The sequence below is a fragment of the Methylobacterium sp. ME121 genome (genome assembly GCF_000974725.1).
Taxonomy (GTDB): Bacteria; Pseudomonadota; Alphaproteobacteria; order Rhizobiales; family Beijerinckiaceae; genus Methylobacterium; species Methylobacterium radiotolerans.
In genome coordinates this window covers 116,189-140,982 of sequence record NZ_BBUX01000003.1, presented here as the reverse complement: position 1 = coordinate 140,982, position 24,794 = coordinate 116,189, and the positions used below count along the sequence as shown (strand labels likewise).

Genomic DNA, 24,794 nt, shown 5'->3' with positions numbered 1-24,794 from the left:
CGGCACGGCGTGGCAAGACAAATTGTCCACAATCGATCTGCCACGCAGCCCCGGCCCCGACCGCCCGGCGGCACACGGCGCCACGACGCGCCGGCGCGGCGGATTTCCCATCCGAGCGAGCGGTGCGCCCCTTGTGGACGGCGGCACCGTGGAGATGATCCGGTCGGTGGCTGCTTTGAAGACACTCCTCGTCGGCGTGATCGGGCACGTCGATCACGGCAAGACGGCGCTCGTCCGCGCGCTCACCGGCGTCGAGACCGACCGGCTCAAGGAGGAACGCGCCCGCGGCGTGTCCATCGTGCCGGGCTTCGCGCTGCTGACCTCCGGACAGGGCGAGATCGACCTCGTCGACCTGCCGGGCCACGAGCGGTTCGTCCGCGCCATGATCTCCGGCGCGACCGGGATGCGGGCCGTCCTGCTGGCGGTCGACGCCCACGAGGGCATCAAGCCGCAGACGGTCGAGCATCTCGAGATCGCGTCCCTGATCGGCGTGCGCCGCGGCGTGCTGGCGCTGACCAAGGCGGACCTCGCGACGCCCGAGACCGTAGCGGCCCGCGCCGCCGAGATCGCCGCCGCGGCCGCCCGGGCCGGGATCGAGGCCGGACCGGTCATCGCGACCTCGACCGTGACGGGCGACGGCCTGCCGGAGCTCGCGGCCGCCCTCTCGGCGCTTCTGGCCGAGACGGAGCCCGGCCGCGACGACGGCTTCCCCTACCTGCCGGTGGACCGGGTCTTCTCCCGGCCGGGTTTCGGCACCGTCGTGACCGGGACGCTGCGGCGCGGGCCGCTCGCGGTCGGCGACACCGTCGAGATTGCCCCCGGCGGCCGCACCGCGACCGTGCGCGGCCTGCAGATCCACGGGCGCGCGGTGGAGCGTGCCGAGCCGGGGCGGCGCACGGCGGTCGCCCTGCGCGGGATCGACCTCGACCAGATCGCCCGCGGGCAGGCGCTGTCGCTGCCGGGCCAGCTCGCGCCGAGCCCGTGGCTCGACGTGGCGATCACCGCGGCCGCGAGCCTGTCGGACGCGCTGGCGGGCGGCACGGCCTGTCGCCTGCTGTTCGGGACCACCGAGGTCGAGGCGCGGCTGCGGCTGCTCGACCGCGACGCCCTGGAGCCCGGGGCCAGCACCCGGGCGCAGCTCCATCTCGGCGAGCCGGTGGCGGTGCCGGCGCGGGAGCCGTTCGTGCTGCGGCTCGATTCGCCCTCCGTCACGGTGGCGGGCGGTCGGATCCTCGATCCGGCGAGCCGCCGCCGGCGGCGCCACGATCCCCGGGTCATGGCCGACCTGGCCGCCCTGGCGGCGGGCGGTCCCGCCGCCGCGATCACGGTCCGCCTCGGGCAGCTCGGCGCGGCCGGAGCGCCGCTCATCGACCTCGCCCGGATCGCCGGTGTGGCGCCGGACTGGGCCCGGCAGGTGCTCTCCGAAGGCGGCGCCCGGGCGATCGGCGACCGCTTCGTCGGGGCCGCGGCCTTCGAGGCGCTGCGTACCGGCACGCTGGCCGCCCTGGCGCACCACCACCGCGACTACCCGATGGAGCACGGCATCGCCCTCGAGCGCCTGTCCCGCGCCCTGGCGCTGCCCGAGGCGGTGACCGGCGCCGTCCTGCGCGACCTCGCGGCCGCCGGCGCAGTCGCCCAGGCGGCAGCCCTGTGGCGACGGGCCGAATTCGACCCCGCCCGCAACGAGAGCGAGGCCGCCCGCCGGCTGGAGCAGGTCTTCCGCCGCGCCGGCCTCAATCCGCCCGACGAGGCCGAGGCCATCGGCCGTGACGTGCGCCGCCGCGAGGCATTGACCTACCTCGTGGGGGCCGGCACGGTGATCCGCGCCGTCGACCGGGTCCAGCGCCGCGCCGTGCTGTTCCACCGGGAGGCGGTGGACAGCGCCAAGGCCCGCCTGATCGACGCCTTCCCGACGGCGCGGACGGCCGAGACCGGCTTCCTGGCCCGGGAGGCCGGCGCGACCCTCGGGATCTCGCGCAAGTTCTCAATCCCGTTGCTCGAGCATCTCGACGCCACGGGGTTCACCCGCCGGGCCGGAGATCGCCGGGTCATCGTCGCCCTCGAGACCGGGCGCGCGGGCCCGGACGCGGGCCGACGCGGCGCCCAGGACGGCGCGTCCCATTCGTGACAGGGCCGGGAATCACCGCACCGCGGCACACTCGCACCCGAGGCGCCCTTGAGCCGGTGTCTCCTCCACAGGGGAAAGGGGCGCGCCAGCGCGCTCAGCGCCGGCTCTAGTCATCCGCGCCGAACCAATCGCCGCGACCGGGCTCGTAGCACGTGTAGCCGATCAGGCAGTTCGGGTTGTCGCGGGTCGGCCGGAAGGCCCGCCGCGCGATCTCGGTGGGCTCGCAGAACGAGCGGTCGCGGACGAACCGGTCGTAGGTCATGCCGCCGGTCCCGAGGACGAGAGCGCCCCGGGCCTGGATGAGGCGGATCGTCTGCTGGCAGGTCATCGTCGTGCTGGACGGTCGCGTCTGAGCCGCGACCGGCGACGCGGCCAGGACCAGGGCCGCCGCAATCCGGGTCATCATCGCCTTCGCCTCCGCCATCGGTCCTGCGAACAACCCGGCGCGGCCGTCGCCCGCGCTGCGTCGGCTCGCCGCAAGGCGACGCGGCGGGCCCGGGCTAGTCCTCGAAGGCCTCGACGTGGACGGTCCCGGGCTCCTGGCGGCGGGCCCCCTCCTCGATCCGGGCGAGCTGCGCCTGCGCGCGGCCGCAGGGGAAGCCGTAGCGAGCGCGGACGCGATCGCTGGCGATGCCGAGGGCCAGACGGCTCAGGGCGACGAACTCGTCGAGGGGGTAGTCCTGCCCGACCGCGAGGTGGTCCTTGATCACCAGCGACGGCGAGTAGCAGGCCTCGCGGGTCCCGTCCGGCCACCGGATATGGAAGCGCATCTCAGGCATCGCGCGGGACCCGCAGCGTGTTCCAGGCCGCAGCCCCCGTGGCCGCCGCCATCAACGGCGCGTCCCCGGGCGCGAGTTCCGCGTAGGTCGGGAGGTGGCGCGCCGCGCAGGCGTCCCAGACATGCGCCCGGGCGACCTCGCGGCCGGCGTTGCGCAGTCGCGCCCGCCGGCTCGGGTCCAGGCTCGCCCGCATGGCGGCCGCGATGGCCTCTGTGTCCTCCGGATTCACCGACAGGGCTTCCCCCGGGGCGATGTACTCGGTGAAGGGCGGTCTTCCCGACACGATCACCGGCGTGCCGCAGGCCATGGCTTCCAGCACGCACAGGCCGTAGCCCTCCAACAGCGAGGGGAAGACCAGGGTGTCGGCGAGCCGGTAGAGGGCCGGCATGTCCGCCTGCGCCACGGCGCCGGTGCGGATCACCGGCCGGCCGGGGCCGACCTCGAGCCCCTCGCGCTCGAGGGCGGCGCAGCACCGGGCCTCGTACCCGGCATGATCGAGGGACGACGCGCCGCCGGCCACGACGAGCTGCGCGCCGGGCAAGCTCCGGCGCAGGGCCGCGAAGGCCTCGATGATCGCCAGCGCGTTCTTGCGCGCCTCGAAGCCGCCGACACCGAGGAAGACCGGGCCGCCGCCGAGGCCGAGGCGGCGACGGAGCGCGTCGTCCTCCGGCCCGGGATCGGGCGTGAAGGCGGCCGCGTCCACGCCGGTCCCGACCACGTCGGCCCGCGCGCCGTACTCGGCGGCCAGCGTCGCCGCCCAGGTCCGGCTGACACAGAGCAGGCGCCCGGCATCGAGGATCGCGCGCTCCTCCCACTGCGCCAGCCGCGGATCGGTGAACGTGTCGATGCGGTGGACCGTGCGCACGAAGCCCGGGATGAGCCGGCGGCGGGTCAGGGTCGCGAGCGCGTTCCCGCTGACGCGGCATTGGGCATGGAAGACGTCGAAGTCGCAGGCGGCGGGGGTCGAGAAATGCGCGAGGTAATCGGCGATCCGGGCGCCGACCAGCGCCGCGTCGGACCCCGCGGCCGGCTTGGCCGCGACCGAGATTACCGGACACTGCGCCGCGCGGAAGAAGCCGCCGCCGGTCGGATCGGGCGCGTGGACGACCGCCTCGTGCCCCAGCCTGCCCAGGGCCTCCCCGAGCGCCAGAGCGTGGACCACGCCGCCGCGCGGGTCGGTCGAGTGCGTGAGGATCGCGATGCGCAAGCAATCGACCATGGGACGGCGCGTGGAGCCCGCGGCCGGTCGGGGGACGCGCCGCGTCGCCCGACCGCGCGCTCCGCCGCCCTCTCGGAGACGCGTTTCGAAGCGTTCGCATGGTTCATGCCGAGTCGGCCGGGAGGCGCTCGAAAGCGCGGTCGCCGCGACTGGCGGCGCCGATGGGCCGGTCGATGTTGCCGGGAAACCTCGCGCAAGCCCCCCGCTCCCAACTAACGCCTAATTTTGTGTTACGAATTCAGTGTGTTTTCAAACTCTGCCTGGAACCGCTCTTTTCAGGGCCCTGTGTCAGATTGTATCTACCGCTCACGAGAGCCGGAGCCGTCGGTCCCGTGTCCAAGTCGCTGAACACTGTCTTTCCCGCCCGCAGGATGCTGCGCCGCCTCGGCTTGTTGGGCGCCCTCTTGGTTCTGCCGACCGCGGTGCTCGCCTACGCGGACCTGCTCCCCGAATCCCTGGATATGCTGGGCTTCGACCTGGGCGACAGCCCGGACCTGCCGCACGTCGCCCGCCAGATTGCCATCGGCGCCCCGCTCAAGATCGTGGCCTTCGGATCATCCTCGACGGAGGGCGTGGGTGCCTCGAGCCCGGCCAACGCCTACCCGGCCCGCCTCCAGATCGACCTCCGCAAGAAGCTGCACGGGCTGGACGTCGCGGTCATCAATCGCGGCATCGGCGGCGAGCACGTCGACGACATGCTGGCGCGGCTCGACCGCGACGTCATCGCGGCCGAGCCCCAGCTCGTCATCTGGCAGACCGGCAGCAACGACCCTCTGCGCGGTGTCTCGCTGGAGCATTTCCGCGAGGCCACCGTGTCGGCGATCCGCCGGATCCGGGATGCCGGCATCGACGTGGTGCTGATGGAGCCGCAATGGTGCCCGAAGCTCGAATCCACGCCGGGCGCCTCCCGCTTCCGCGACGCCGTGCGCAGCATCGGCGACGAGCTCGACGTGCCGGTGATCCGGCGGGCCGACCTGATGCACGGCTGGGTCCGCGAGGGTAAGCTGACGACCAAGCAGCTCTTCGCCGCCGACGGCCTGCACATGGCCGATCGCGGCTACGCACTCTTGGCCGAGGCCGCCGCGCAGTCGATCCTGCAGGATGCCGGCCCGCTGCGCAGCGCCCAGGCGGTCGCCGAGTAGGCGCCCGGGTCCCGGACCGGCTGGACTCGGCCGGCGAAGCTCCCCATCTCGGCGCGATCGAGAGCGGAGCCGAATCTTGAGCCAGGACGCATTCAGGTACGACGACCGGGGCGCCGTCCCCCAGATGCACGCGACCACCATCCTGATGGTCCGCAAGGGCGGTCGCGTCGTCATCGGCGGCGACGGTCAGGTCAGCCTCGGCCAGACCATCGTGAAGGGGAACGCCCGCAAGGTCCGGCGCCTCGCCAAGGGCGCGGTGATCGGCGGCTTCGCCGGCGCCACCGCGGACGCCTTCACGCTGTTCGAGCGCCTCGAAGCGAAGCTGGAGCAGTACCCCGGCCAGCTGACCCGGGCCTGCGTGGAACTGACCAAGGACTGGCGGACGGACCGCTACCTACGTCGCCTCGAGGCGATGATGCTCGTCGCCGACCGCGAAGTCAGCCTGCTCCTGTCGGGTTCCGGCGACGTGCTGGAGCCCGAGAGCGGCGTCATGGCCATCGGCTCCGGCGGCAATTACGCCCTAGCGGCCGCCAGGGCGCTGGAGGAGGGCGACCTCGACGCCGAGGCGATCGTCCGGCGGGCCATGGCGATCGCCGCCGAGATCTGCGTCTATACCAACGGCAACCTCGTCATCGAGGCGCTGGACGCCTGAGACCGGGCTCCGCGGGGCCGGGTCGCGCCGGCCCGACCGTCCTCGCCGCGGCGTCGCGCGCGCAAGGCGTTCCTCGCCGCGCCCGCCTGCCGTCGCTGGCGCTCGAAGCTCAGCAGCACAGCACGGCGCGTGTCCGGCTGACGGCAGCGCACCACAGCTTCCGCGCGAGCTGCACCGCGCGCGAATACGGTCCTGCACCGATTTTCGGGTCTGCCGCCACCCGTCTGTACCGGTAATGCGACCGTAGCGCCGACGAAGACCTTTACCGGTCAACACTCATCTGAGGTTGTAACCGCCGACGACAGAATAACGCCGGGCGCGCACAGAAATTTGATCGCGGGTGGCGCGCTCTCAACACCTTTCGTCAGAGCTGTCTACGGCGTTAATGCACAAAGTAAGACAAAATTTACATCGTATAAATTATTACTGACCGCAGGGAACGAGAACCGAATTCCCGAATGGGACCCTGAGGACTGACTATGCGCTCGATCAATGACGTCCGGATCGTAACGAAACTGACTGCCGCTTTCGGCACCTTGGCGGCGGTCACGGTCGGGATCAGCGTCATCGGATACACTCATCTTTCTTCGATCGAGCGCGTCAATCATCTGACGGAGCACTCGTATCAGGTCATCTCGGCCCTCGACGGCCTCACGCAGGCGATGGTCAATCAGGAGACCGGACTGCGCGGGTACCTGATCGCGGGCGACCCGAAATTTCTGGAGCCGCTCCACGCCGGCCAGAAGTCCTTCAAGGTTTCCCTCGAGAGCGCCAGGTCGCTCACCGCGGACAATGCCGCCCAGCAGGCGCGCCTGGAGGCCGTGCGCGGCTCGGCGGAGACGTGGTCGAAGGACATCGCCGCGAAGGAGATCGCCCTCGTCGAGGCCGGAAACCTCGACAAGGCCCGGCAGATCGAGGCGAGCGGCGCCGGCAAGGCGTCCATGGACGCCCTGCGCGCCAAGATCGGCGAGGCCGAGAAGGCCGAACGCGACCTCCTGACGGCCCGGAGCGACGAGCAGGCGCGCTCCTTCGGCGCCGCCTACCTCGCGAGCCTCCTCGGCAGCCTCGCCAGCGTCGTCATCGCGGTGCTGCTGGCCTTCCTCGTCTTCGCGATGCTGACCCGGCCCCTCGGCCGTCTCGTGGCGGTGCTGCAGCGTATGGCCCGGGGCGAGATCGAGGCCGAGATCGAGGAGGCCGCCCGCGGCGACGAGATCGGCGCCGTCGGGCGCGCCGTGGACGGCATCAAGGCGATGGTCGCCAAGAAGGCCGCCGAGGAGGCCGAGATGAAGCGCGTCGCCGACGCGGCCGCCGCGGCCGAGCGGCGCCGGACCATGATCGAGCTCGCCGACGGCTTCGACCGGGCGGTCGGCGGGATCGTCGGCATGGTCTCATCCTCGGCCACCGAGCTGCAGGCGACCGCCCGGACCATGTCGGCGACGGCGTCCCAGACGTCGAGCCAGTCGAACACGGTGGCGGCAGCCGCCGAGGAAGCCGCCTCGAACGTCAACACCGTCGCGGCCGCGGCCGAGGAGCTCGGCTCGTCGGTGCAGGAGATCGGCCGGCAGGTGGACGGTTCGGCGCTCCTGGCGCAGCGGGCCGTCTCCGATGCCGATCAGACCGGCGCCCTCGTCCAAGAGCTGAGCAATTCCGTGTCGCGGATCGGCGACGTGGTCGGGTTGATCTCCAACATCGCCGGCCAGACCAACCTGCTGGCGCTCAACGCCACCATCGAGGCGGCCCGGGCCGGGGCCGCCGGCAAGGGCTTCGCGGTGGTCGCCTCCGAGGTCAAGGCGCTGGCCGAGCAGACCGCCAAGGCGACGCACGAGATCGCCGGCCAGATCGCTCAGATCCAGGCCTCGACCGGGCAGGCGGTCACGTCGATCGCCGGCATCACCGACCGGATCCGCGAGATCAGCGGCGTGGCGACCTCGATCGCCGCCGCGGTCGAGCAGCAGGGTGCGGCGACCCAGGAGATCGTCCGCAACGTCTCCCAGGCGGCGATCGGCGCCGGCGAGGTGACGAGCAACATCTCCGGCGTCGCCGGCGCCGCCGATGAGACCGGCGTCGCCGCCGGCCAGGTCCTCGACGCGGCCTCCGAGCTGTCGCGGCAATCCGAACACCTGACCGCCGAGGTCAGCCGCTTCCTCGACACCGTCCGGGCGGCCTGACCGGGTTCGGCGCGGCACGCGCCGCGCCGGCCCCGTGCGTCACGGGCGCTCCAGTATCGAGCCAGGACAAATAATTCCGGATCGTCTCAGTTTACTACGTCTTGACGAATAACCTGCATTTTGACGCCAATCGCGCCTCGACGGTTGGATAGCAATGAAAATCGGCGGAAAACTCCTGAGCTTCGTCGGCGCCTGCAGCCTGACGACGCTGGTCGTGGCGGGGGTCAGCGTCGCGACGCTGAAGAGCTTCGAGCGCTCGCTGGCGAGCGTCGAGAGCGCCTCGGTCCGGGCGCTCGACGCGGCCAACTTCAACCGCCTCGCCGCCGAAGTCACCATGGACTCGCGCGGCGTCTACGCCTCCGCCGACCGGGCGGAGGCCGCCAAGTACACCGCCGGGATCCGCAAAGGTCTCGCCGAGATGGATGCGCTGCGGGCCGACTGGGCGCCGCGGGTGACCGAGGCCGAGCGGCCGCTCTTCGAGACCATGGTGCGCAACGCCGACGCGTTCCGCGCCCTCCGGAGCGCCCTCGCGGAGGCGGGCGACACGACCGGCCCCAAGGCGGCCGCCGAGCTCGGGTTCAACGACGCCAACCGGGCGAACCGCAAGGCCTTCCAGGCGAGCATCGACGCCCTGGTGAAACAGGGCCGGGCCGAGATGACGGCGATCAAGGCCGACACCCAGGCGCTGTTCGAGGCGCGCACGCTGCTGCTCCTCGGCCTCGCCCTGGTCGGGACCGTGATCTGCTGCGCCCTCGGACTGCTCATCGGCCAGCGACAGATCGCCCGGCCGCTGCGGGCGGTCTCGGACGCGATCCAGCGCCTCTCGCGCGGCGATCTCACCCTGCCCGCCGTCAAGCCGGGACGCGACGAGATCGGCGCGATCTGGACGAGCATGCAGGTCTTCAGTGACACGATGCGGGAGGCCGAGACCCTGCGGCACGAGCACGAGCGGATGCAGGCCGATACGGCGACGCGCAAGCGCTCCGAGATGGCCGGGCTGGCCGAGCGCTTCCAGGGCAGCATCGGCGGCCTGGTCGAGCACCTCGCCGGTGCCGCGGCCGGGCTGGAGCGCGCCGCCGCGACCATGGCGGGCAACGCCGAGCACGCCGGCACGCAGTCGCAGTCGGTCACGCGCGCGGCCGAGACCACGGCCCACAACGTCGAGGCCGTCGCCGCCGCCACCGAGGAGCTGGCCGCCACCGCCAGCGAGATCGGCGTCCAGGTGACCCAGACCTCGACGGCCGCCGAGAGCGCCGTCGAGGCGACGCGGCGGACCCGGGCGAGCGTCCAGGCGCTCGCCCGCAGCGCCGACGGCATCGGGCAGGTCGTCTCCCTGATCTCCACCATCGCCGGCCAGACCAACCTGCTGGCCCTCAACGCCACGATCGAGGCGGCGCGGGCCGGCGAGGCCGGGCGCGGCTTCGCGGTCGTCGCCACCGAGGTGAAGGACCTCGCGACGCAGACCGCCAAGGCCACCGAGGAGATCGCCGGGCAGATCGCCGCCATGCGGACCGCGACCCACGACGCCGTCGCGGCGATCGAGGAGATCGGCGGCACGATCGAGCAGGTCCACGGCATCGCCCTCGGTGTGGCGGCCGCCGTCGAGGAGCAGCAGCTGGCCACCCAGGAGATCGCCCGCAGCGTCTCGGAGGCCGCCAGCGGCACCCGCGCCGTCACCGACACGATGGCGCTGGTCCTGGGTGCGGCCCGGGAGACCGGCGTCAGCGCCGCGGAGGTCCTCGACGCCGCCGCCGATATCGCCCGCCGCTCGAACGGGCTCGGCGGCGAGGTGGCGGGCTTCGTGGCGCAGGTGCGCGCGGCCTGAGCGGACCGGACCGACGATTCCGCCAGGGCGGGAATGCGGAGCGGCGCCAGTGGCGACGGGGACGGCGTCGCGGGCCGTTTTCCTGAGCGTTGTTGCATTACGGTGCCCGGCCCCCTAGGGTCGGCGCATTCGCAAGGACCCGGTGAAAGCCCGGGTGGCTCTTCCGGCCGCCGATCCGCCGGACCACGCATTCGAGACGCGCCTCGACCCGCCAGCGACGCGGGGGCGCCGCTCGTGCGGATTCATCGATGTCGACACCCGTGACCCGAAACGCCGGATATGTCCGGTCGTGGACCTCCAACCTGCGCGGCGACGCCCTGTCGGGGATCGTCGTCGCCCTGGCGCTGATCCCCGAGGCCATCGGCTTCTCGGTCATCGCCGGAGTTGACCCGAAGGTCGGCCTCTACGCCTCCGTGGTCATCGCCTGCACCATCGCCTTCGCGGGCGGGCGGCCGGCGATGATCTCGGCCGCCACCGCCGCCACCGCGGTGGTGATGGTCGACCTCGTGCGCGAGCACGGTGTCCAGTACCTCTTCGCCGCGACGATCTTGATGGGCCTGATCCAGATGCTGGCCGGCTTCCTCCGGCTGGGCCGGCTGATGCGCTTCGTCTCGCAATCGGTGATGACCGGGTTCGTCAACGCGCTCGCCATCCTCATCTTCCTGGCGCAGATGCCCGAGCTCACCGGCGTGACGCCCGCGACCTACGGGCTGATCGCCCTGGGTCTGGCGATCATCTACGGGTTCCCGCGGATCACCCGCGCGATCCCCGCGCCGCTCGTCGCGATCGCGGTGCTGACGGCGATCACCGCGATGTTCCACCTCGACGTGCGCACGGTCGCCCATCTCGGCGCCCTGCCCTCCGCGCTGCCGAGCTTCGCCCTGCCGGATGTGCCCCTCAGCCTGGAGACCCTGCGAATCCTGCTGCCCTTCGCGGCCACGCTCGCGGCCGTCGGCCTGCTGGAGAGCCTGCTCACCGCGCAGATCGTCGACGACATGACCGACACCGGCAGCGACAAGAACCGCGAGTGCGTGGGTCAGGGCATCGCCAACATGGCGTCGGCGGTGTTCGGCGGCATGGGCGGCTGCGCGATGATCGGCCAGTCGGTGATCAACGTTTCCTCGGGCGCCCGCGGCCGTCTCTCGACGCTGGTCGCGGGGGCGTTCCTGCTGGTGCTCCTCGTGGCGCTGCAGGACCTGCTCGCCGTCGTGCCGGTGGCGGCTCTGACGGCCGTGATGATCATGGTCTCGATCAACACCTTCTCGTGGCGCTCCCTCCTGCGGCTGCGCACCAACCCGCTGCCCTCCTCGGCGGTGATGCTGGTGACCGTCCTGGTCGTGGTCGCCACGAAGGATCTCGCCGTCGGCGTGCTTGTCGGCGTGCTGCTCTCCGGCGTGTTCTTCGCCGGCAAGGTCGCCCGGCTCAACCGGATCACGTCGGCCCTCTCGGCCGACGGCCGCACCCGGACCTACACCATCACCGGGCAGGTGTTCTTCGCCTCGGCGGGCACGTTCTCGGAGGCGATCGACGTGCTGGAGCCGGTCGAGCGCCTCGTCATCGACGTCCACGCGGCGCATTTCTGGGACATCTCCGCCATCGGGGCCCTCGACCGGGTCGTCCTCAAGGCTCGCGCCCGTGGCCGCGACGTCGCGGTCGTCGGCCTGAACGAGGCCAGCGCGACCCTGGTCGAGCGGTTCGGCCAGCACGACAAGGGCGACGCCGCGGCGGTCCCGGCAGCGCACTGAGGCGGCGACCGGCCGACGCGCGGCCCCTTGCGCGGGACCGCGCGCGACCCCATTCCCGGCGCGGGGCCGATTTCGGGCCGGGAACAGGGATGGCAAAGCGGTGACGACGTTCTCTCCCCGCGAGATCGTGTCCGAACTCGATCGGTTCATCGTCGGGCAACACGACGCCAAGCGCGCCGTGGCGATCGCGCTGCGCAACCGCTGGCGGCGCCAGCAGCTCACAGGTCCGCTCCGCGAGGAAGTCGCGCCCAAGAACATCCTGATGATCGGGCCGACCGGGTGCGGCAAGACCGAGATCGCCCGCCGCCTCGCCCGGCTCGCCAACGCGCCGTTCCTCAAGGTCGAGGCCACCAAGTTCACCGAGGTCGGCTATGTCGGCCGCGACGTCGAGCAGATCGTCCGCGACCTCGTCGAGGTGGCGATCGGCCTGACCCGGCAGGCCAAGCGCGAGGGCGTGAAGGCCAAGGCCGAGGCCGCCGCCGAGAACCGGATCCTCGACGCGCTGGTCGGCCCGACGGCGAGCCAGGCCACCCGCGACAGCTTCCGGCGCAAGCTCCGCAACAGCGAGCTCGACGACAAGGAAGTCGAACTGGAGCTGACCTCCAGCGCCCCCGCCGGCATGCCGATGTTCGAGATCCCCGGCGTTCCGGGCGCCTCCATGGGCGCGATCAACATCGGCGACATGCTCGGCAAAGCGCTCGGCGGCCAGCGCGGGAAGCCGCGGCGGATCCTGGTGCGGGACGCCTACGCGCCGCTGATGGCCGAGGAATCCGACAAGCTCGTCGACGACGAGGCGCTGGTCCGCGAGGCGATCCGCGAGGTCGAGAATAACGGCATCGTCTTCCTCGACGAGATCGACAAGATCTGCGCCCGCGAGGGCCGCTCGTCCGGCGACGTCTCGCGCGAGGGCGTGCAGCGTGACCTGCTGCCGCTGATCGAGGGCACCACCGTGGCCACGAAGCACGGGCCGGTGAAGACGGACCACGTGCTGTTCATCGCCTCGGGCGCCTTCCACGTCTCGAAGCCGGCAGACCTCCTGCCCGAGCTGCAGGGCCGCCTCCCGATCCGGGTGGAACTGCAGCCTCTCACGGTGGACGACTTCAAGCAGATCCTGACCGCCACCGAGGCGAGCCTGCTCAAGCAGACCGTCGCGCTGATGGAGACCGAGGGCGTCACCCTGACCTTCACGGACGACGCGGTCGACGCCCTCGCGCGGGTCGCCGTGGAGGTGAATTCCTCGGTGGAGAATATCGGCGCGCGTCGGCTCCAGACGGTTCTGGAGCGGGTGATCGACGAGATCTCCTTCACCGCCACCGACCGGTCGGGCGAGACGGTGCCGATCGACGCGGCCTACGTGCGCGAGCGGGTGCAGGATCTGGCGTCGAACGCGGATCTGAGCCGCTTCATCCTGTGAGGGCAGATCGCTGCACCGTCGCGCATCGGCGGCCGGTGCGAGCCCGGCGTGGCGAGCCCCGCGCGGGGCTGGCGTGAGCCATGAGGCCCGGCGTAGGCCGCGGCGGCCGCGGCATCTGCTAAGCGAGCGCCCTGGCCCGGTCCTGAGGATGGTCGTCGCGTGTCACGGATCAGGTTCGGCCTCGGGGATACGGTGCTCTCCGTGGCGGCGCTGGTCACCGGCATGGTCTCGCTCCAGTGCGGCGCGACCTTTGCCAAGAGCCTGTTCCCGGCGGTCGGCGCGGCCGGGACCTCCGCCCTGCGGGTCGGCTTCTCCGCCCTGATCCTGATCGCGGTCTGGCGGCCGTGGCGGCGCAGCCTCCCGGCGCGCGAGGCCGGCTGGATCGCCCTCTACGGGACCGCCCTCGGGCTGATGAACCTCCTGTTCTACCTCGCCCTAGCGCGGCTGCCCCTCGGGCCGGCCGTGGCCATCGAGTTCGTCGGGCCGCTGGCGGTCGCGCTGATCGCGTCGCGGCGGCGCTCGGATTTCCTGTGGATCGGCGTGGCGATCGCCGGGCTCGCGCTGCTGCTGCCGATCGCCAACCCGGACGGCCTCGACCCGATCGGCATCGCGCTCGATCTCGGCGCCGCCCTGTGCTGGGCGCTCTACATCCTGTTCGGGCAGCGCGCCGGGCGCATCGACGGTGGGCAGGCCGTATCCCTCGGCATGCTCACGGCGGCCCTCGTCGTGGCGCCGTTCGGCGTGGCGGAGGCCGGTCCGGCCCTGCTGGCGCCCGGTCTCCTGGCCGCGGGCTTCGCGGTGGCGCTGATGTCGAGCGCCCTGCCCTACTCGCTGGAGATGGTCGCCCTGCGCCGGCTCGACCGGAAGAGCTTCGGCGTGCTGATGAGCCTGGAGCCGGCCGTGGCGGCCTGCGCGGGACTCGTGCTGCTGGGAGAGCGAATCAGCGCGGTCCAGTGGCTCGCGATCGCGCTGGTGATCGCGGCGTCGGTGGGTATCACCGTGAGCGCCCGGCGCTCCGCTCCGCCGACGGCCGTTGTGGAAGCCTGATCGCGGAGACTTACTTCCCCGCCAGGACCCGCGAGGCGACGTTGATGTATTTGCGGCCCGCTTCCTGGGCGTGGAGCACGGCGTCGCCGAGCTTCTCCTCGTCGCGGACGCTGGCCAGCTTGATCAGCATCGGCAGGTTGATCCCCGCCACGACCTCCACCGAACCGCCGTTCATGCAGGAGAGCGCGAGGTTCGACGGGGTGCCGCCGAACATGTCGGTCAGCACCACCACACCGTCCCCGGTATTCACACGACAGACCGCGGACATGATGTCCCGGCGTCGCAGTTCCATATCGTCCTCCGGCCCGATCGTGATCGTCTCGATCTGATCCTGCGGGCCGACCACGTGCTCCAGCGCGGCCTTGAACTCGGTCGCCAGGAGTCCGTGGGTGACGAGCACCATGCCAATCATCGACACGTGTTCCAACGTCCTGTGTGTGCCGCCATGTTGTGCATCGCACAGCCCCCCACAAGGCGAACGCGACTTTTTTGCCCGGACATTCCCACGATCATGCCACGGTCGCCGCGTGTGCGCCATGGGGGATACCAGTCTTGGGCGAATCGAGCCGCCTGTGCGGCTGCGAAGTCACGGCCGCGGTTTTCGCAGCGCCGCACGGACGAGGAGCGGCGCGAGGCCGGCCGCGCGGACGCCTCGGTCGAGGACGAGGCGCGGCACAGCGGCCCCCAGGATGTCGGCGTCGGCCGGCGGATCCGGCAGGCGCGACGCCGTCTCCACCAGATCGACGGCGAGGTGCAGCACCGCCTCCGGCCGTACGTCGAGCCCCAGATCGACCGCCGACAGGATCCCCTGGCCGCGGACCTCCACGCGTCCGTTGAGCGCGGGATGGGCAGCGGCCGTGACCCGCCCGTCGCGAATCGCGCAGACGACCCGATCGTCGGCCACGAAGGCCCCGTCCGGCGCGGCGGCGAGCAGGAGCGCGAGACTGGACTTGCCCGCGCCCGATGGACCGCGAATCAGGATGCCGGCCCCGCGCAGCGCGATGCAGGCGCCGTGCAGGGTGACCATCAGGCGTGGAGCTGCCGCGGCGCCGCCGGCAGGCGCACGACGAACCGGGCGCCGCGCACCGTCGGCTCGCCGTCCTCGTCGGGAGCGCCCGGCCGGTTCTCGGCGCGGATCGTGCCGCGGTGGGCCTGGACGATCTGCCGGGAGATCGACAGGCCGAGGCCCGAGTTCTGGCCGAAGCCCTGCTCCGGCCGGTCGGTGTAGAAGCGCTCGAAGATCCGCTCCAGCGCGTGCTCCGGGATGCCCGGACCCTCGTCCTCGCAGATCATCTCGACCTCGCCGCGCACCCGGCGCAGCACGACCCGGACCTTCGCGTCGGTCGGTGAGAATGACCTGGCATTGTCGAGCAGGTTGTTGACCACCTGCCCGAGCCGGCTGTCGTGGCCGATGATCGTGAACGGCGCGTCCTGCTCGGAGCCCGTCGCCTCGACGTCGAGCTGGATCAGGCAATCCTTGGGGCGCCGCCGCTCGTTGGCGACCGACACGACCGTGGTGAGCAGCCGCCGGAGATCGACCCGGCGCGCTTCGGCGCGCGCCAGCTCCGCGTCGAGGCGCGAGGCGTCGGCGATGTCGCTGATCAGGCGGTCGAGGCGCTTCACGTCGTGCTGGATGATCGCCATCAGCCGGCCGCGGGACTCGTCGTTCCGGGCGAGCGGCAGCGTCTCCACCGCGCTGCGGAGCGAGGTCAGCGGGTTCTTCAGCTCGTGGCTGACATCCGCCGCGAAGCTCTCGATGGCGTCGATCCGCCGGTAGAGGGCCTGTGTCATGTCCCGGAGGGCGCCGGACAGGTGGCCGATCTCGTCGGTGCGCTCGGTGAAGTCCGGGATCTCCTCGCGGGTCTTGATGCCCATGCGGACCTTCTCGGCGGCCTCCGCGAGGCGGCGCACCGGTCCCGCGATCGCGCCCGCCAGCAGGAACGACAGCACCACCATCACCGCCGACGCGACGAGGAACACCTGGAGCAGGCCGAACCGCTCCGAGGCGATGACACGGTCGATCGCGTCGCCCTGGGTCGAGATCAGCAGGGCGCCGCGGACCGAGCCGGCCCGGTGAATCGGCACCGCCACCGAGACGGTGGTCTCGCCGAGCTTGTTCCGGCGGACGAGGCTGCCGCGATTGCCACCGAGCGCCGCCTGGACCTCGCGCAGCGAGTGGCCGTTCACCGGCCCGGTCTCCTCGGCGGTCTCGGTCCGGCTGCGGAACAGGCCGCCGAGCTTGGACTGGATCGCCTCGAAGGCGGATTCGAGCATCCCGGGCTTGTGGGGCTTCGGCTCCAACGGGTCGGGCCGGCTGGCATCGCCGCGCTTGAACAGGGTGCGGGTGTCGAACAGGAGGCCGCCCTCCTGGTCGTAGACACGGGCGCGGTTGCCCGTCGGCGTCACGAGCCGCGACAGGAGCGGCGCAACCTTCTCGGGGTTGAGCGAGAAGGCGAGCGGCTGCGATTCCTCCTCCGCCGCCTCGCCGGCCTGCTGCTGCAGCAGCTTGTCGGGGTCGATGCGGATCGTGTCGGTGTCCACGGACGCCGAGGCGGCGATCGCCCCAGCGATGATCTCGCCCTGGATGGCGAGACTCTGGATCCGGGCCTGGATCAGGCCCTGGCGGAACTGGTTGAGGTACAGGAATCCGACGAGGAGCGCGATCAACCCGACGAGATTGAGGACGACGATGCGGCGCGTCAGGCTCGACGAGGCGCGCTGGCCGATCGCCTCCCACACGGCGCGGGGCCAGCCGAGCGGTCGGGACAGGGTCTGGGCCAGGGAGGTGCGGGGCGCGGCATCCTCGGTCTGGGTCTGAGTACGGACGGTCACGGGGCGGATCCTGGAGATCACGCCTCCTTGAATCGGTAGCCGACGCCGTAGAGCGTCTCGATCATGTCGAAGCTCTGGTCTGTGACCTTGAACTTCTTCCGCAACCGCTTGATGTGGCTGTCGATCGTCCGGTCATCGACGTAGACCTGATCGTCGTAGGCGGCATCCATGAGGGCGTTGCGGCTCTTCACGACGCCGGGGCGCTGCGCCAGGGCCTGGAGAATCAGGAACTCCGTGACCGTCAGGGTGACCGGCTCGCCCTTCCACGTGCAGGTGTGGCGCTCGGGATCCATCATCAGCGCGCCGCGCTCGAGCGACCGGGCCGCGACCTCGGCCTCGCCGCGGGGCGTGCCGCCGGGGGCCTCCTTGGCGAAGCGCCGGAGCACCGCCTTCACCCGCTCCACCAGCAGGCGCTGCGAGAACGGCTTATGGATGAAGTCGTCCGCGCCCATCTTGAGGCCGAACAGCTCGTCGATCTCCTCGTCCTTCGACGTCAGAAAGATCACGGGAAGGTCCGATTTCTGCCGCAGGCGTCGGAGAAGCTCCATCCCGTCCATGCGCGGCATCTTGATGTCGAAGATCGCGAGATCGGGCGGGGAATGGCGCAGACCGTCCAGCGCGGAGGCGCCGTCCGTGTAGGTCTGAATGCGGTAGCCTTCGGTCTCAAGCGCGATCGACACAGAGGTGAGGATGTTCCGGTCGTCGTCGACGAGGGCGATGGTCGGCATGCGCGGTCCCTGACTGAACGGGCTCAGGCGCGGTCCCGGCTCTTCGCACAGGCCGCGCCACGTCCCGGCCCCGAGGGGGCAGACAAAAACGCGAACCGGGCAGTTTGGGCGCAACCCGGCACGCGCAAAGGGACAGGTGCTTTAGTACGGCCGATCGGAAAAAGCGAGCGGCGGTCATAGCTTGGCCGTAACACCGGCGCCCATCGCTCCTCCTCCGGCCCATCTGACGCGGTCGCGGCGCCTCGCGCCGCCCCCGTTGCGCCGCTAACGTGGCGGCGAAACCGGGCGGCCGCTCGGGTGGGGGGAGGAATCGCGCATGGGCGAGACGATCGACACGGGTCCGGGTGCGGGCGGACCGGCCCGTCCGCTGCCGGCCGAGGCGGCCCCGTTCGACGCGATCGGCCTGTCGCGCACGCTCCTGCGCAGCGTCCGGTCCGGGGCGCTCGCGACCCTCGAGCCGGACGGGACGCCCTTCGCCTCCCTCGTCACGATCGCCACCGACGCGGACGGCACGCCGCTGATGCTGCTGTCGCGGCTGTCGGCCCACACCCGCAACCTGCTGGCCGACCCGCGCTGCTCGCTGCTGTTCTCGCAGGGTGGCAAGGGCGATCCCCTCGCCCATCCCCGGCTGACCGTGGTGGGCCGCGCCGTCCAGACCGTCGAGGCGCGGGCGCGGGAGCGGTTCCTGGCTCGCCACCCCAAGGCCAAGCTCTACGCCGACTTCCCGGATTTCGGCTTCTTCGCCCTGGCGCCCGAGGCCGGCCACCTCAACGGCGGCTTCGCCAAGGCCGCGACCCTGACCCGCGACCAGCTCCTCCTCGACCTCTCGGACGCGCAGGCCATCGTGGCGGGCGAGCGCGGCGCCGTCGAGCACATGAACGCCGATCACGCGGACGCGCTGGCGCTCTACGCCGTCGGCGCCGGCGGCGCGGCCGATCTGCCCTGGCGGCTCACCGGCCTGGACCCCGAGGGCATGGACCTGATGGCCGCCGACCGCACCGTGCGGGTCCCCTATCCGGAGCGCGTCACCGACATGGGTGCGCTGCGCAAAAGCCTCGTTGCCATGGCCGCGCGGGCGCGCGCGACCGGTGCGGACGCGTAAACGCGCAAGGACTTGCCGATCAGGCATGGCGAAAGGTCGCTGACCGCCCCATATCGGCCCCATGAGCGATACCCAGACAGATACCTACCCCTTCAGCCTCGACGTGGAGCCGGTCGGCGAGAGCGGCTCCCTGTTCCAGTGGAGCATCCGCAAGCACGGCAAGCTGCACCAGCGTTCGGACCGGAAGCATCCGACCGAGGCCAAGGCGCGCTCCCACGGCGAGGCCGAGATCGAGCGACTGATCCGCGACCGCGGTCGCTGAGCCAGATCGCTCCTCGGCGCCAGACACGATCGTGACCCGGGGGCCGGCCCGTTCCGGCCCCCGTTGCTTTTGTGTCGCCGCCGGGAGGACCCGCCGGCGGCGCAGGCCTGTCACCGACTCTGCCCCGGGTCCTGCCCGCGGTGCCGAATGCCGCCGCCGGTGCTTCGCGTCGGGCTGCGCGTCCGCCCGGGCGCTCAGGCCGCGCTTGGCGCCTCCCCGCCGCGCTGCTATCTCGCGCGGGAGCCGCTTTATCCGAACACGTCCCGACGTCAGACGGTGCGCGCCGGCGCGCGCCCCAACGGAATGCCGATGACAGCCCCGATCGACACCATCCGCAACTTCTCGATCGTCGCGCATATCGACCACGGCAAATCGACCTTGGCCGACCGGCTGATCCAGGCCACCGGGACCGTGGCCTTGCGGGACATGTCCGAGCAGATGCTCGACTCGATGGACATCGAGAAGGAGCGCGGCATCACCATCAAGGCGCAGACCGTGCGCCTGGAGTACAAGGCGCAGGACGGCAAGGACTACGTCCTGAACCTGATGGACACGCCCGGCCACGTGGACTTCGCCTACGAGGTCTCGCGCTCGCTCGCCGCCTGCGAGGGCTCGCTGCTGGTGGTCGACGCCTCCCAGGGTGTCGAGGCGCAGACGCTCGCCAACGTCTACCAGGCGCTCGACGCCAACCACGAGATCGTCCCGGTCCTCAACAAGGTCGATCTGCCGGCCGCCGAGCCAGACCGGGTGAAGGAGCAGATCGAGGAGGTGATCGGCCTCGACGCTTCCGACGCCGTGCCGATCTCGGCCAAGACCGGCCTCAACATCGAGGCGGTGCTGGAGGCGATCGTCACGCGCCTGCCGCCGCCGAAGGGCAACCGCGACGCGCCCCTGAAGGCGCTCCTCGTGGACAGCTGGTACGACGCCTATCTCGGCGTCGTGGTGCTGGTGCGGATCATCGACGGCACCCTCAAGAAGGGCATGACCATCCGCATGATGGGCGCCGACGCGGTCTACGGCGTCGACCGGATCGGCGTGTTCCGGCCGAAGATGGCCGACATCGATGCGCTGGGCCCGGGCGAGGTCGGCTTCTTCACCGGCTCGATCAAGGAGGTGGCCGACACCCGCGTCGGCGACACGATCACCGAGGACAAGCGCCAAACCACCGAGATGCTGCCGGGCTTCAAGGAAGTTCAGGCAGTGGTGTTCTGCGGCCTGTTCCCCGTGGACGCGGCAGAGTTCGAGAACCTGCGCTCGGCCATGGGCAAGCTCCGGCTCAACGACGCTTCGTTCTCGTACGAGATGGAGAGTTCGGCCGCGCTCGGCTTCGGCTTCCGCTGCGGCTTCCTCGGGCTCCTGCACTTGGAGATCATCCAGGAGCGGCTGGAGCGCGAATTCAACCTCGACCTGATCTCCACGGCGCCGTCGGTGGTCTACCGGCTCAAGATGCGCGACGGCGAGATCAAGGAGTTGCACAATCCGGCCGACATGCCGGACGTCATGAAGATCGAGACGGTCGAGGAGCCCTGGATCCGCGCCACGATCCTGACGCCGGACGAGTATCTCGGCGGCGTGCTCAAGCTCTGCCAAGACCGGCGCGGCGTCCAGATCGACCTCAATTACGTCGGCAAGCGCGCCATGGTCGTCTACGACCTGCCGCTGAACGAGGTGGTGTTCGACTTCTACGACCGGCTCAAGTCGATCTCGAAGGGCTACGCCTCCTTCGACTACCACGTGTCGGACTACCGCGAGGGCGACCTCGTGAAGATGTCGATCCTGGTGAATGCCGAGCCGGTGGACGCCCTCTCGATGCTGGTCCACCGCACCCGCGCCGAGTCGCGCGGCCGGGCCATGTGCGAGAAGCTGAAGGACCTGATCCCGCGCCACCTGTTCCAGATTCCCGTCCAGGCGGCGATCGGCGGCAAGATCATCGCCCGCGAGACGATCAAGGCCCTGTCGAAGGACGTCACCGCCAAGTGCTACGGCGGCGACATCTCGCGCAAGCGCAAGCTTCTCGACAAGCAGAAGGAAGGCAAGAAGAAGATGCGCCAGTTCGGGCGCGTCGAGATCCCCCAGGAGGCGTTCATCGCCGCCCTGAAGATGGACGATTGATCCGCGGCGTCGCCAGCGGAGCGAAGCGATCCAGGCTAGCGCGACGTCGGTCTGCGTGGCGCAACCGGATCGCTTCGCTCCGCTCGCAGTGACGGGGGTGCCGCCTAGCCCGGCGGCAGCACGTCGATCTGGATGCCGGAATAGTACGCCGCCAGATTGGCGATATCGGCGTCCGACAGCTCCTTCGCGACCACGTTCATGATCTCGTTCTGCCGCTTGCCGTCGCGGTACTCGGTGAGCGCCTTCACGAGGTAGGGCTCGACCTGCCCGGCGAGGTTCGGCGCCTCCGGCAGCTTCGAGAGCCCGTCCATCCCATGACAGGTCTGGCAGGCGGTCGCGCGCTTCTTGCCCGCGGTCGCGTCGCCGGCCTGCGCCGAGAGCGGAACGAGGGTGGCGGTCAGGACGAGAAGCGGACGGATCATCGGGCGAGCTCGAACTCTGAGATCAGTGAAGACTTGCCCGCTCGCGTCGGAACGGGACGCGCGCGCCCTCTCCCGAACGTGAGACAGGGCGCGTTGCGGCTTTCCGCGACCTGGCGCCTCACGAGCGGAGAGGCGCCAGGTCACAAGAGACTACTTCTCGTAGGAGATCCGGTAGATCGCCCCGGCGGAATCGTCCGAGACGAGCAGCGAGCCGTCGAGCATCACGGCCACGTCCACCGGGCGGCCGAGATACTCGCCGTCGCCGGTGAGCCACCCTTCCGCGAACGGCTTGACCGACTCGACCTTCCCGTCGGCGCCGAGCTTGGCGAACATCACCCGGGCGCCCACCGGCTCGGTGCGGTTCCACGAGCCGTGCTCGGCGATGAAGATCCCGCCCTTGTACGACGCCGGGAACTGCTTGCCGTTGTAGAAGGTCATGCCGAGATCGGCCGCGTGCGGCGGCAGCTCGGCCTGCGGAGCGACGGCGTCGGTCGGCGGGGTCTGATCCTTGTACTCGACCGTGCGGACCGAGCCGCCGCCGAACCACGGGAAGCCGAAATTCTCGCCCGCCTTGGTGGCGCGGTTCAGCTCGCCCGGCGGCTTGTCGTCACCCATGCCGTCGACCTGGTTGTCGGTGAACCACAGCGACTTGTCGGTGTTGAAGTCCATCCCGACCGAGTTGCGGATGCCGGTCGCGTAGACCTCGCGGTTCTTGCCGTCGGCGTCGATGCGGATGATGCCGCCGATACCGGTCTTCTTGTAGAGGTCCATCTTCTCGGCGGGCGGCACGTTGTAGGGCTGGCCGAGCGCGATGTAGGTCTTGCCATCCGGCCCGACCCGGCAGACCCGGGCGGTGTGGTTGAAGCTCTCCTCGGAGGCCGGGATCAGCTGGCCCTGCTTGACCAGCACGCCGGCGGCGACGTCCGGGTTCTCGTAGAAGAACTCGGCGGCCGGGAAGGCCAGGACGCGGTTCTGCTCGACCACGGTGAGCACGCCGTCCTTCGAGAAGCAGACGCCGTTCGGGATCTTGAACGTGATGCCCGGCGCGAAGGGGCGGACCTCGTCGGCGACCCGGTCCTTGTCGCGGTCGGTGACCGTGTAGATCTTGCTCTTGCGCGTCCCGACGAACAGCACCCCGGCATTGGGGCCGACCGCGATGGCGCGGGCGTCCGGTACCACGGCGTAGAGATCGATCTTGAAGCCCTCCGGCAGCTTGATCTTCGACAGGGTCTTGCGGATCGCGTCGGCGCGGCGGCCGGTCTGCGGGATCTCCGCGGCGGCCTGGGTGTCGGTGCTGTGGAAGCCCTCGAGCTTCTCGAGGTCGTCGGTCTTCGCCTTGGTCTCGGCAGGGGCGGCGCCCTGCGCCAGGACGGGGAGCACCGCCGCCGGCAGGGCCACGCCCGCGAAGAGCGCGGCGAGAAGCAGAGATCGCATCGAAAGAATCCTCCCGGCAGCCCTTGGACCAGGGCATTACCGGGAGGGAACGATAGAGGCGCGCGATGGACCGGCAAGCCGCGCCGGTGACGCGGCCGGGGCGCTGTCGCGCCTCAGGCCACCTTGCGCGGCACGAGGCGCTCGCTGCCCAGGGCGAGGTCGGCCCCCGACACGCCGGACTCGGTGTACTCGGCGTCCTCGTTCACCCGCCAGACATCGTGCCGGCGCCGGCCGCAGAGGATGTTCTCCACGGTCAGCATCGCGGTCATCATCGCGTGGTCCTGGTTGTTGTACTTGTGCATGCCGTTGCGGCCCACGAGGTGCAGGCTCGGGAAATCCCGCTCCAGCTCCCGCCGCACGGTGACGACGTGGCCGGCATACTCCTCGTCGTAGACCGGGTAGGCCTTCGGCTGGCGGACCACGCAGGCATCGACGACGTCGGCCGGGTCGATCAGGCCGATCTGCCCGATCTCGCGCTTGGCGAGCTCCACCAGCTCGGAATCGTCGGCGTTCCACAAGCCGTCGCCCTCGAAGCAGAAATACTCCAGACCCAGGCAGGTGTGGTCCGCGTCCGGCACCATCTCGGGCGACCAGGAGCGGAAGTTCTGCACGCGACCGACCTTCACCGACGGGTCGTGGATGTAGATCCAGTTGTCCGGGAAGTTCTTGTCGGACTTGGCGATGAGCGCCACCGTCAGGAAGTCGCGGTACTTCAGCGCCCGGGCGTTGAAGGTGCTGAGCGGCCGCGGGCGGATCGCGTCGACCAGCTCGCGGACCGGCGCGGACGAGACGACGTTGCGGGCGGTGAAGGTCTCGCGGCTGCCGTCCGAGCGGCGGGCCGCCACCGTCCAGATGCCGGTGCCGGCATCGTAGCTGAGGGAGTCGACGCTGCGGTCGAGCTTCAGCTGACCGCCCTGGGCGCGGATCTTGGCGGCCGCCGCCTCCCACATCATGCCGGGGCCGCGGCGCGGATAGCGGAACGACTCGATGAGCGTCTTGATGACCGGACCGCCGGCCTTCGGCGCCTTGCGCAGGCCCAGCGACCGCTTGATGCCGTCGCGGATCGCCGCACCGAGGTCGAGCCCCTTGATGCGCTGGGCCGCCCAGTCGGCCGAGATCGCGTCGCACGACATGCCCCACACCTTCTCGGTGTAGGTCTTGAAGAAGATCGAGAACAGGCGCTCGCCGAACTGGTTGCGGACCCAGGCGTGGAAGGTCTTGGGCTCCGCGACCGGCCGCAGGCGGGCGTAGAGGTAGGAGGCGACGCAGGCCGCGCTGGTGAGGACGCCCAGGTTGCGCAGCGCCTCGAAGGCCTTGAGCGGGTAGGCGTAGTACCGGCCGCGATAGTAGATCCGCGACAGGCGCGGGCGCTCGATGAAGTCGTCGGGGAGGATCTCGTCCCAGAGATCGACCACGGCCTGGGACTTCGAGAAGAACCGGTGGCCGCCGATATCGAACAGGTAGCCGTTGTGCGAGACGGTGCGCGAGATCCCGCCGACCTGCGCCGGATCGCGCTCCAGGACGGTGACGGAGCGGCCCTTCTTCGACAGCAGGTAGGCGGCGGTCAGACCCGCGGGCCCCGCGCCGATCACCAGCGTCTCGGTGTGGTGGCTCATCCCATGCTCCGGCGATTGGTGCGGCGCGCGACGCGCAGGACGCCGACCGGTCGCCAGCATGCCCGGTCGTGGTTAAGGAATCGCTGGCGCCGGCGGGGCAGACCGGCGGCCGGACCGCCCGTCCGCCTCCCTTTGACCGCGCGTTAAGCCGAATTGCGCGAGCATGC

The 24,794-nt window shown here is 70.9% G+C and carries 21 protein-coding genes and 1 other annotated feature; of the genes, 11 read left to right on the top strand and 10 right to left on the bottom strand.

Features of this window, described 5'->3' with window-relative positions:
* Window positions 1–154 precede the first annotated feature (154 nt).
* On the top strand, window positions 155–2,128 hold the full coding sequence (gene selB / locus ME121_RS04385; protein ID WP_059408431.1) for a selenocysteine-specific translation elongation factor: 1,974 nt from the start codon (window positions 155–157) through the stop codon (window positions 2,126–2,128).
* 106 nt (window positions 2,129–2,234) lie between these two features.
* On the opposite strand, the gene ME121_RS04380 is transcribed toward selB, so the two are convergent.
* The 3 genes from ME121_RS04380 to ME121_RS04370 form a co-directional block, all read right to left on the bottom strand.
* Window positions 2,235–2,534 (bottom strand): hypothetical protein, encoded by a 300-nt coding sequence (locus tag ME121_RS04380; RefSeq protein WP_089231285.1) that lies wholly within the window; start codon window positions 2,532–2,534, stop codon window positions 2,235–2,237.
* A 94-nt stretch (window positions 2,535–2,628) separates the two neighbouring features.
* On the bottom strand, window positions 2,629–2,907 hold the full coding sequence (locus ME121_RS04375; protein ID WP_024829540.1) for an MSMEG_0570 family nitrogen starvation response protein: 279 nt from the start codon (window positions 2,905–2,907) through the stop codon (window positions 2,629–2,631).
* On the bottom strand, window positions 2,900–4,126 hold the full coding sequence (locus ME121_RS04370; RefSeq protein ID WP_029357796.1) for an MSMEG_0565 family glycosyltransferase: 1,227 nt from the start codon (window positions 4,124–4,126) through the stop codon (window positions 2,900–2,902). The genes ME121_RS04375 and ME121_RS04370 overlap by 8 nt, the downstream gene beginning before the upstream one ends.
* Before the next feature lie 332 nt (window positions 4,127–4,458).
* On the opposite strand from ME121_RS04370, the gene ME121_RS04365 reads away from it, so the two are divergent.
* From ME121_RS04365 to ME121_RS04335, 7 genes are all read left to right on the top strand, one after another.
* Window positions 4,459–5,268, top strand: a complete 810-nt coding sequence (locus ME121_RS04365) for an SGNH/GDSL hydrolase family protein (protein ID WP_012320028.1) — start codon at window positions 4,459–4,461, stop codon at window positions 5,266–5,268.
* Between the two features lie 124 nt (window positions 5,269–5,392).
* Window positions 5,393–5,920 carry an ATP-dependent protease subunit HslV gene (gene hslV, locus ME121_RS04360; protein ID WP_024829538.1) on the top strand — a complete coding sequence of 176 codons (528 nt, stop codon included), beginning with the start codon at window positions 5,393–5,395 and terminating at the stop codon, window positions 5,918–5,920.
* A 479-nt stretch (window positions 5,921–6,399) separates the two neighbouring features.
* Window positions 6,400–8,088 carry a methyl-accepting chemotaxis protein gene (locus ME121_RS04355; RefSeq protein WP_012320030.1) on the top strand — a complete coding sequence of 563 codons (1,689 nt, stop codon included), beginning with the start codon at window positions 6,400–6,402 and terminating at the stop codon, window positions 8,086–8,088.
* A 154-nt stretch (window positions 8,089–8,242) separates the two neighbouring features.
* Complete coding sequence (locus ME121_RS04350; RefSeq protein ID WP_024829536.1) at window positions 8,243–9,913, top strand: methyl-accepting chemotaxis protein; 1,671 nt, start codon at window positions 8,243–8,245, stop codon at window positions 9,911–9,913.
* 132 nt (window positions 9,914–10,045) lie between these two features.
* Window positions 10,046–10,101 (top strand) — a sequence feature (sul1 is cis-regulatory element that is thought to sense ions involved in sulfur or methionine metabolism; They are found in Alphaproteobacteria).
* 60 nt (window positions 10,102–10,161) lie between these two features.
* Window positions 10,162–11,658, top strand: a complete 1,497-nt coding sequence (locus ME121_RS04345; protein WP_059408412.1) for a SulP family inorganic anion transporter — start codon at window positions 10,162–10,164, stop codon at window positions 11,656–11,658.
* 100 nt (window positions 11,659–11,758) lie between these two features.
* A complete protein-coding gene (gene hslU / locus ME121_RS04340; protein WP_012320033.1) occupies window positions 11,759–13,072 on the top strand; it encodes an ATP-dependent protease ATPase subunit HslU in 1,314 nt (437 codons plus the stop codon).
* Window positions 13,073–13,231: 159 nt separating this feature from the next.
* Window positions 13,232–14,119, top strand: coding sequence for an EamA family transporter (locus tag ME121_RS04335; protein ID WP_043074021.1), 888 nt, complete (start codon window positions 13,232–13,234; stop codon window positions 14,117–14,119).
* A 10-nt stretch (window positions 14,120–14,129) separates the two neighbouring features.
* Here the strand turns inward: ME121_RS04335 and ME121_RS04330 are convergent, their stop codons facing one another.
* From ME121_RS04330 to ME121_RS04315, 4 genes are all read right to left on the bottom strand, one after another.
* Complete coding sequence (locus tag ME121_RS04330) at window positions 14,130–14,531, bottom strand: PTS sugar transporter subunit IIA (protein ID WP_010682249.1); 402 nt, start codon at window positions 14,529–14,531, stop codon at window positions 14,130–14,132.
* 174 nt (window positions 14,532–14,705) lie between these two features.
* A complete protein-coding gene (locus ME121_RS04325) occupies window positions 14,706–15,146 on the bottom strand; it encodes an HPr kinase/phosphorylase (RefSeq protein ID WP_024829533.1) in 441 nt (146 codons plus the stop codon).
* Window positions 15,146–16,900, bottom strand: a complete 1,755-nt coding sequence (locus tag ME121_RS04320; protein ID WP_085985354.1) for a stimulus-sensing domain-containing protein — start codon at window positions 16,898–16,900, stop codon at window positions 15,146–15,148. The genes ME121_RS04325 and ME121_RS04320 overlap by 1 nt, the downstream gene beginning before the upstream one ends.
* A 68-nt stretch (window positions 16,901–16,968) precedes the next feature.
* The gene (locus ME121_RS04315) at window positions 16,969–17,679 is read right to left on the bottom strand and encodes a response regulator transcription factor (protein ID WP_012320037.1); all 711 of its coding nucleotides are present in this window, start codon (window positions 17,677–17,679) and stop codon (window positions 16,969–16,971) included.
* Between the two features lie 316 nt (window positions 17,680–17,995).
* Between ME121_RS04315 and ME121_RS04310 the strand changes: the two genes are divergently transcribed.
* The 3 genes from ME121_RS04310 to lepA all read left to right on the top strand — a co-directional run bounded on the left by ME121_RS04310 (window position 17,996) and on the right by lepA (window position 21,155).
* Window positions 17,996–18,781, top strand: coding sequence for a HugZ family pyridoxamine 5'-phosphate oxidase (locus ME121_RS04310; protein WP_059408411.1), 786 nt, complete (start codon window positions 17,996–17,998; stop codon window positions 18,779–18,781).
* A 61-nt stretch (window positions 18,782–18,842) separates the two neighbouring features.
* The gene (locus ME121_RS04305; RefSeq protein WP_010682254.1) at window positions 18,843–19,043 is read left to right on the top strand and encodes a hypothetical protein; all 201 of its coding nucleotides are present in this window, start codon (window positions 18,843–18,845) and stop codon (window positions 19,041–19,043) included.
* A gap of 309 nt (window positions 19,044–19,352) precedes the next feature.
* A complete protein-coding gene (gene lepA / locus ME121_RS04300; RefSeq protein ID WP_012320039.1) occupies window positions 19,353–21,155 on the top strand; it encodes a translation elongation factor 4 in 1,803 nt (600 codons plus the stop codon).
* Between the two features lie 104 nt (window positions 21,156–21,259).
* Here the strand turns inward: lepA and ME121_RS04295 are convergent, their stop codons facing one another.
* The 3 genes from ME121_RS04295 to ME121_RS04285 form a co-directional block, all read right to left on the bottom strand.
* Window positions 21,260–21,577: a c-type cytochrome gene (locus tag ME121_RS04295; RefSeq protein ID WP_029357791.1), complete on the bottom strand. Its 318-nt coding sequence runs from the start codon at window positions 21,575–21,577 to the stop codon at window positions 21,260–21,262.
* A 150-nt stretch (window positions 21,578–21,727) separates the two neighbouring features.
* The gene (locus tag ME121_RS04290) at window positions 21,728–23,011 is read right to left on the bottom strand and encodes a PQQ-dependent sugar dehydrogenase (RefSeq protein WP_012320041.1); all 1,284 of its coding nucleotides are present in this window, start codon (window positions 23,009–23,011) and stop codon (window positions 21,728–21,730) included.
* A 113-nt stretch (window positions 23,012–23,124) separates the two neighbouring features.
* Entirely contained in the window at window positions 23,125–24,627 is a 1,503-nt protein-coding gene (locus ME121_RS04285) for an NAD(P)/FAD-dependent oxidoreductase (RefSeq protein ID WP_024829530.1), read from the bottom strand.
* Window positions 24,628–24,794 lie beyond the last annotated feature (167 nt).

Coding starts and splice junctions, on each gene's coding strand:
- selB (WP_059408431.1), top strand. CDS start 155: ATGATCCGGTCGGTGGCTGCTTTGAAGACACTCCTCGTCGGCGTGATC.
- ME121_RS04380 (WP_089231285.1), bottom strand. CDS start 2,534: ATGATGACCCGGATTGCGGCGGCCCTGGTCCTGGCCGCGTCGCCGGTC.
- ME121_RS04375 (WP_024829540.1), bottom strand. CDS start 2,907: ATGCCTGAGATGCGCTTCCATATCCGGTGGCCGGACGGGACCCGCGAG.
- ME121_RS04370 (WP_029357796.1), bottom strand. CDS start 4,126: ATGGTCGATTGCTTGCGCATCGCGATCCTCACGCACTCGACCGACCCG.
- hslV (WP_024829538.1), top strand. CDS start 5,393: ATGCACGCGACCACCATCCTGATGGTCCGCAAGGGCGGTCGCGTCGTC.
- ME121_RS04355 (WP_012320030.1), top strand. CDS start 6,400: ATGCGCTCGATCAATGACGTCCGGATCGTAACGAAACTGACTGCCGCT.
- ME121_RS04350 (WP_024829536.1), top strand. CDS start 8,243: ATGAAAATCGGCGGAAAACTCCTGAGCTTCGTCGGCGCCTGCAGCCTG.
- ME121_RS04345 (WP_059408412.1), top strand. CDS start 10,162: ATGTCGACACCCGTGACCCGAAACGCCGGATATGTCCGGTCGTGGACC.
- ME121_RS04330 (WP_010682249.1), bottom strand. CDS start 14,531: ATGATTGGCATGGTGCTCGTCACCCACGGACTCCTGGCGACCGAGTTC.
- ME121_RS04325 (WP_024829533.1), bottom strand. CDS start 15,146: ATGGTCACCCTGCACGGCGCCTGCATCGCGCTGCGCGGGGCCGGCATC.
- ME121_RS04315 (WP_012320037.1), bottom strand. CDS start 17,679: ATGCCGACCATCGCCCTCGTCGACGACGACCGGAACATCCTCACCTCT.
- ME121_RS04310 (WP_059408411.1), top strand. CDS start 17,996: ATGGGCGAGACGATCGACACGGGTCCGGGTGCGGGCGGACCGGCCCGT.
- ME121_RS04305 (WP_010682254.1), top strand. CDS start 18,843: ATGAGCGATACCCAGACAGATACCTACCCCTTCAGCCTCGACGTGGAG.
- lepA (WP_012320039.1), top strand. CDS start 19,353: ATGACAGCCCCGATCGACACCATCCGCAACTTCTCGATCGTCGCGCAT.
- ME121_RS04295 (WP_029357791.1), bottom strand. CDS start 21,577: ATGATCCGTCCGCTTCTCGTCCTGACCGCCACCCTCGTTCCGCTCTCG.
- ME121_RS04290 (WP_012320041.1), bottom strand. CDS start 23,011: ATGCGATCTCTGCTTCTCGCCGCGCTCTTCGCGGGCGTGGCCCTGCCG.
- ME121_RS04285 (WP_024829530.1), bottom strand. CDS start 24,627: ATGAGCCACCACACCGAGACGCTGGTGATCGGCGCGGGGCCCGCGGGT.